This is a genomic window from Erwinia oleae (assembly GCF_000770305.1).
In the GTDB taxonomy this organism is placed as follows: Bacteria; Pseudomonadota; Gammaproteobacteria; order Enterobacterales; family Enterobacteriaceae; genus Erwinia; species Erwinia oleae.
Map to the genome: position 1 here is coordinate 1 of NZ_JNVB01000122.1, position 6,026 is coordinate 6,026.

At 48.9% G+C, this 6,026-nt stretch carries 8 protein-coding genes and 1 pseudogene; 2 read left to right on the forward strand and 7 right to left on the reverse strand.

Going from position 1 to position 6,026, the window contains the following annotated elements; all coding sequences use genetic code 11:
• A pseudogene (locus tag GS12_RS24475) lies at positions 1 to 152 on the forward strand (IS30 family transposase); the annotation flags it as partial.
• A gap of 561 nt (positions 153 to 713) precedes the next feature.
• Here the strand turns inward: GS12_RS24475 and GS12_RS21815 are convergent.
• Positions 714 to 1,310 carry a TetR/AcrR family transcriptional regulator gene (locus GS12_RS21815; RefSeq protein WP_034919386.1) on the reverse strand — a complete coding sequence of 199 codons (597 nt, stop codon included), beginning with the start codon at positions 1,308 to 1,310 and terminating at the stop codon, positions 714 to 716.
• 117 nt (positions 1,311 to 1,427) lie between these two features.
• On the opposite strand from GS12_RS21815, the gene GS12_RS21820 reads away from it, so the two are divergent.
• Positions 1,428 to 2,183 (forward strand): SDR family oxidoreductase, encoded by a 756-nt coding sequence (locus tag GS12_RS21820; RefSeq protein WP_034950896.1) that lies wholly within the window; start codon positions 1,428 to 1,430, stop codon positions 2,181 to 2,183.
• 333 nt (positions 2,184 to 2,516) lie between these two features.
• Here GS12_RS21820 and GS12_RS21825 read toward each other — a convergent pair whose 3' ends face one another.
• From GS12_RS21825 to GS12_RS21850, 6 genes are all read right to left on the reverse strand, one after another.
• On the reverse strand, positions 2,517 to 3,194 hold the full coding sequence (locus GS12_RS21825) for an HAD family hydrolase (RefSeq protein ID WP_034950899.1): 678 nt from the start codon (positions 3,192 to 3,194) through the stop codon (positions 2,517 to 2,519).
• 61 nt (positions 3,195 to 3,255) lie between these two features.
• Positions 3,256 to 4,167, reverse strand: a complete 912-nt coding sequence (locus GS12_RS21830) for a tagatose-bisphosphate aldolase (protein ID WP_034950901.1) — start codon at positions 4,165 to 4,167, stop codon at positions 3,256 to 3,258.
• A 39-nt stretch (positions 4,168 to 4,206) separates the two neighbouring features.
• Entirely contained in the window at positions 4,207 to 4,740 is a 534-nt protein-coding gene (locus GS12_RS21835; protein WP_034916905.1) for an ATPase AAA, read from the reverse strand.
• Positions 4,737 to 5,174: a PTS sugar transporter subunit IIA gene (locus GS12_RS21840; protein ID WP_034916907.1), complete on the reverse strand. Its 438-nt coding sequence runs from the start codon at positions 5,172 to 5,174 to the stop codon at positions 4,737 to 4,739. Before GS12_RS21840 ends, GS12_RS21835 begins: the two co-directional genes overlap by 4 nt.
• Positions 5,175 to 5,180: 6 nt before the next feature.
• On the reverse strand, positions 5,181 to 5,453 hold the full coding sequence (locus tag GS12_RS21845; protein ID WP_034916909.1) for a hypothetical protein: 273 nt from the start codon (positions 5,451 to 5,453) through the stop codon (positions 5,181 to 5,183).
• 56 nt (positions 5,454 to 5,509) lie between these two features.
• Positions 5,510 to 6,026 (reverse strand): PTS transporter subunit IIC (locus tag GS12_RS21850; protein WP_034950904.1); only part of this gene is annotated, 517 nt, incomplete at its 5' end.

Sequence of the window (6,026 nt, forward strand, 5' to 3'; positions counted from 1 at the left end):
GACAATATTTTCCAAAAGGAACTGACTTATCGGTTCACAGCCAGCAAAGACTTAACAGTGTTGCCAGACAGCTCAACGAAAGGCCGAGAAAAACGCTAGACTATGAATCACCCGCAGACCGGTTCAATAAGTGTGTTGCGTCCATCAGTTGAACTCACAGCCAGAAGCGGACATTGCTAACATCATGAATTCCTGATAAATGCAGAGTGCGATTAATTTGGCTCTGCAGCTTGCAAGCATATGATTATGCATCTTTTAAAGATAAGCTTGCTAATCATACGGATTACAGACGATGAACTGCCTCTATGTCTCCTGCTAATTTGATAGCATCTTCTTCACGGAAATTATGCCTGATAACTATTCTGCAACATCCAGATGATTTACTTCTGAAGATGTGGCAGTAAGGTACTGAGCAGCCATTGTATTTAGCGAAGACGGGCTCCCCTTTCCATTGACCTCGCGTCATCCGTCAAGTCAGCGGGTCCGCCAATATGCGCGTCATTCTGCACCCGGATGGCGCCATAAGCGCAGAACAGGTCGCGCTTTCCTTTATATCGCATCATTAAAAAGCGGTCCGGGGCTTGGGTCAGAGGAGCTGCCCGGATAACAAAAACAGGAGCGCCCGGAATAAGGGTCTGCTGCCACGGGCACTGAGATTCAGCGCAGCGATGAAATCAATCTGCGCGCTGGCGTAAAGCGAGCCTGATAGCGGCCTACGGAGAAACAGCACGTTGCGGCGCCCCTGCGCGCAGCCCCGCCATAACGATGTCGATGAGCCAGGCGAGCCGCGGTTGCCATTCATCATTAAAATCAAGCTGCCATATACCCGCAATGGCTAGGAAGAAGTCGTCAGTGGTAACACCGGCGTGGATAGTCCCGGCTTTCACATTTGCATCGAGCAGCAGTTGGGCGGCAGCGATCACGGGCGCATAGCCCGCATTTTCCGAGCAGTCCCGCGCGAGCGATACCTCACGAATTGCTTTCGCCAGGCCAGCTTTGGTCATGGCGTACTCGGCAAGGCGATTCATCCACTCACGTAATGCCCGATCGGGCGTGAGCGTCTGGAGCAGGTGCTCTGCATATTGAGTCACCTGCAACATCTCATAGTGATAAACCTCCATCACTAATACTTCTCGTGACGGAAAATGACGATAAAAAGTGGCTTGTCCCACGCCTGCCTTCTTCGCAATCGTCGTGAGCGGCACGTCTGCGGAAACGGTCAATTCCTGAAGCGCAACCGACAGAATACGTTCGCGATTTTGCTGCGCGTCAGCGCGCGCCGGGCGCTCCATCTTTTGTTGCTGTGTCACCAGTCCTCCGATCAAAAACATTAAAACTTGATAAACGGACAATTGTCCGTTAAATTTCGCCTTAACGGACACTTGTCCGCTTAGCATTCTACCCTTTTAATCAAACCGGAGAAACATATGAAAACCTCAGGTAATACGATCCTCATTACGGGTTCCACATCGGGTATAGGGTTAGGCCTTGCGGTGCGCTTTCACGAGGCAGGCAACAAGGTTATTGTAGCGGGCCGACGCAAGGCTTTACTTGATCAAATCACAAGCGATTATCCAGGCATTGAGGCCCTTGAACTCGATATTGCTGACGCCAGCTCTGTTATTCAGGCGAGCGAAATTGCAGCTGTGCGATACCCCGACCTGAATGTTGTCATCAACAACGCCGGCGTCATGTTGAGCGAAAATGCGTTGGATCCGGATTCAGTGGAGATTGCGCAGCAGACCGTCGCGATCAACCTCCTTGGCACCATTCGTATGACTTACGCGTTCTTACCCCAACTGGCTCACAAGAACGACAGCGTCATCATCAATGTCAGTTCCTCACTGGCGTTTGTACCGTTGCCCCTTGCGATGACCTATAGTGCCACAAAGGCGGCCGTTCATGCCTTCACTGAAAGCTTGCGGGTTCAACTCGCCGATACCCCGGTGCGCGTGATTGAGTTAGTTCCGCCTGGTGTGCGCACCACGCTGTTCGGTCAGGAAAGTGACGAGCAGGCCATGCCCCTTGATGACTTCCTCAATGAGACGCTCGACCTTCTGTATGCAGACCCCACACCTGATGAAATCATCGTTGAACGCGCTAAATTCTTACGCACTGCCGAGGCTACGGGTAACTACGGTAGCGCCCTTGAAATGCTTTCTGCGTGGAAGATGCCGGAGTGAGGGTATTGGTGCGAAGGCAGGAACCTCAGTACTTGCCGTCAAGGATGTTGCCACTAAAATGACTTCAGATGAGCCGGATTAACGTGTTACTCAGGAAATGATGGGAATAAATCCGCAGTACCGTGATGGGACAAACAGGGAATTATGCGGCAGAGCGCATAAAAAAGTACGCGATGGAGAGACAGAAAAGTCTACCGATAATATTTTCTTTATTAAAAAATCCCTTATTTAATAAACATAACCTGAGTTGTCACGTTCCCGGTTTCGAGCCGGGATGATCATTCTTACGCATCAGAGCCTGAACGCAGGTTGACCATTGACAGGTAAGACTTATCAGCGTGCAAAACGCGCAATTTCGCCAGGCAGCAACGTCATAGCATGAATAACCACGTCTGCACCGGCAGCGGTAAGCCGTTGCTGATGGTCCGGCGTGGTATGCGCGCCGCCGGTAAAGCCAATTGCATACATGCCGGCTTTTTTGGCCGCAATAACGCCATGCACTGAATCTTCAATTACCAGCGTGTTTTCCAGCGCGGCATTCAGCTCACGAGCCGCATGCAGGAAAATATCCGGCTGAGGTTTACTGCGGCCCGGTCCCAGATCAACAGCCGAATAAATGTGAGGAGAAAACAGATCCTTCAGGCCGGTCAGCGACAACATATAATCTAACTGCGCTGAGCCTGAGTTTGAGCAGATGCATTTTTTGAGCGGGATTTCACTGATGATTTCAACGGTGTTGGCGATCCTTACCAGCCGTTCGGCGAAAGCGGCCATTAATAATGGATAAAACTGCTGGTGAACTGTGGAAGGAATAGCGATCTTTTTCTCCGACTGGATTTTAGTTATCAGTTCATCCCATGCCAGTCCGCTATAGCGACTGGTGAACTCCTCAATACCGATTTTTGCCCCGTGTTGATTCAATAAAGCGAGGGTTAACTCAATACCGATGATTTCAGAATCAACCAGCACGCCATCACAATCAAAAATAACCAAATCTGTACTGCGCTTCATTGCGTTCACTCCATTGTTAGCTGGCCACACGGCAAACCGCGCCGGTGGCCAGAAGATTTGATTACGCGCTGACCAGCTCTTTTCTGTATTTCACTAAAAGCTGCTGAATATCACGCAGTCGCGATACCGCAACAGAAGAAAGTTTCTCTTTAGAGACATTGCGGTCAAGTGAAATACAATCTTTCCACAATGAACGTCCGGCGATAACGCCTGATGCGCCGTTTCTGAGAGAGATATCAACCTGCTTCAGGAACGTGGCGTGATCGACACCGGCAGAGAGCACTGCCCAGGGAATATCACCACAAATTTTCGTGACGTTGGCGCAGGCTTCTTCTGTTCCCGGATAAGGGATCTTCAGCACTTTTGAACCGCACTCAATACAGGCTTTACAGCCCTCTTCAATAAGCTGAGGAATTTTACGCTGGTATTCTTCTTTACTTTCATTCTCAAGCTGATAGGTCAGGAATTCCACCACCAGGAACAGATCTTCACGCGCAAAATCAGCGATGACGTCGCGCAGCGTCGCCAGGTTAGCGGTGTTGGCTTCCGGCGTATCCATACGCAAATAGATCATGATTTTGCCGCCCGTCGCGCCCAGTTCACGCACCTTTCGGGCGGTGATCCCTTCCACCATTTTAGAGATGCGATAGCCTTCTGACGAGGTGTCCCAGCCAGAGGCATCAAGACCTACCAGCAATCCTGTATTGCGCGGTACAACCCCTTCATCAACAATGCCGGGAACGGCGCAAATAGGGTCGACTAATACGCAACCCGCTTCTGACGCCAGATAACGGGTAATGTCATATTTGGTTTTACCCAGCGTTTCATTACTGATTTTGGCCTGCTCTTCAGCGGTGGGTGCCAGCAATGTTCTCATTCCGCCGCGCTGATCGCAGGCCACAACCATCATTGAACCTGTCGCATCGCAAATCATCTGATAGCCACGGCGTTCTGCTGTTGTCATTTTATTCATTACTCTTTCCTCATTAAATTGTTTATCACGAAGTCAGGATTAATTAAGGTGTTTTTCCACCCATGGAATAAGGTCGGCGCTGTTACTCCCGCGATCGTGATTGAGAGTAAATACGTCGCCCAGCGCCATGGGCTGTGCTTTTTCAGCTAAGGTCATCAACTCAGGTATATATTCCTCACCGGGATGCCCTTTAACTCGGCAGTGACAGCGTTGCTTATATCTTTCTGCCACAAGGGCGGGCGAAACCTGATTCCATATTTCCAGCGTTTTTTCGCAGCCGCTCATCGTGAGATAATCCGTTAAAATCGTTTTATCTCTGAAGCCAAACCAGGCGTCCATAACGAATACCGCATCCGGCGGTGATCCTTTAACAATATTGAACATCGCTTCATAGGCCGCATAGCCAAGTTTACGATTCAGTGGCCTGTCAATAACATCCGCGAACTGAACCATGAAGGGCTCTTTAATCTCATCGATACTTAATACGGGAAGATTAAAATATTCAGAAAGCGTTTTTGTCACGGAACTCTTACCGGATGCCGGTATTCCATTAACTAAAATCAGTTTTTTCATAGTAACCTGAGAATTTCACCAATTGTTGTGGCTCGTCTGATCTGAGACAGCGTCTCTTCCTGTTCAAGCAAATTGACTATTGATGCGATACCGTCGGTAATATGTGAATCACTGTCGACGCCGGCAAACATAACAATAATATCTGCCGGTTCACTGCCTTTAAATGACACCGGTTTGGCAAGCGTCATCATGCTAAAACAATTTTTAATTACCCCACATTCAGGCCTTGCATGCGGTATCGCAATGCCTTCATCAAACACATAATATGCGCCAAACTCCAGGGTGTTGCTGATAACGGCTTCTGGATATTCAGCAGTGATGAAGCCACCATTGATCAATGGCTTCGCCGCCTGCTTAATGATGTCTTCCCATGAGTCAAGATCCATCCGAACCTGAATATATTCGTTCTGAGAAAAAAACTCTTTAATACTCATAACACCTCATATATTTTTGCGGATGGTATTTCTTAATTCATCCATCTTTAAGAATAAATCATCGACTTTTTGACGATACCGTTTGTTCTTTGAAAAAATCTTTATGGCCTGGTTATACTTCACCATCAGATTTTTTTGAACATCACCGTTTGAGGGGTTCTTTTCTAATTCAGCTTCAAGCACGGAGAGTTCGGCTTCAATCCTTTCTGCCTCTTCATTATTCCCCTGCTCCTCTTCCGGGGCTTGCGAATTAAACATCTGTTTTAATTTTGCAAACATAGGGTCTCCTCATCACTTTATGATTCTTTTGTTGCCTGCCATTATTGGATACTGATTCAGTCATCCAGTTTTCGGTTGACGAACCAGACAAGTGCAATGACAAAAACAATAAAACCCAGGACAAACGGCCAGTCATGTTGGAAGGCATGGCCGAGAACTAAACCCGTACTGATAACGTCGGAATCGCTGAAGGTCACGCCTTTAAAGCCGAAGGTTTCAAGGAGCGGTACTAAAATAGCGGGTAAGAAAGTGATAAATAATCCATGAATGACACCGCCAATCATGGCTCCCTTTCTTCCTCCCAGCGCGTTGCCAAATACGCCTGCGGCGCCGCCCGCAAAGAAATTGGTCAGCAGACCCGGCAGGATCATGGCAAGACCAAACATCGGGAAGACAATCATGCCAATAATTGAGCCCACCGTGGTGGCGAGGAAGCCCACAATCACGGCATTCGGCGCGTAGGGGAACAATACCGGGCAATCAAGGGCCGGCTTGGCATTTGGCACCAGGCGCATGGCAATGCCGCGGAAGGCCGGTACCAGTTCATTCAACAGCAGACGCACACCGCTATAA

What these genes read in the sequence shown, in the direction of transcription:
- GS12_RS21820 (WP_034950896.1), top strand. Translation starts at nt 1,428, where the DNA reads ATGAAAACCTCAGGTAATACGATCCTCATTACGGGTTCCACATCGGGT.
- GS12_RS21845 (WP_034916909.1), bottom strand. Translation starts at nt 5,453, where the DNA reads ATGTTTGCAAAATTAAAACAGATGTTTAATTCGCAAGCCCCGGAAGAG.
- GS12_RS21840 (WP_034916907.1), bottom strand. Translation starts at nt 5,174, where the DNA reads ATGAGTATTAAAGAGTTTTTTTCTCAGAACGAATATATTCAGGTTCGG.
- GS12_RS21835 (WP_034916905.1), bottom strand. Translation starts at nt 4,740, where the DNA reads ATGAAAAAACTGATTTTAGTTAATGGAATACCGGCATCCGGTAAGAGT.
- GS12_RS21825 (WP_034950899.1), bottom strand. Translation starts at nt 3,194, where the DNA reads ATGAAGCGCAGTACAGATTTGGTTATTTTTGATTGTGATGGCGTGCTG.
- GS12_RS21830 (WP_034950901.1), bottom strand. Translation starts at nt 4,167, where the DNA reads ATGAATAAAATGACAACAGCAGAACGCCGTGGCTATCAGATGATTTGC.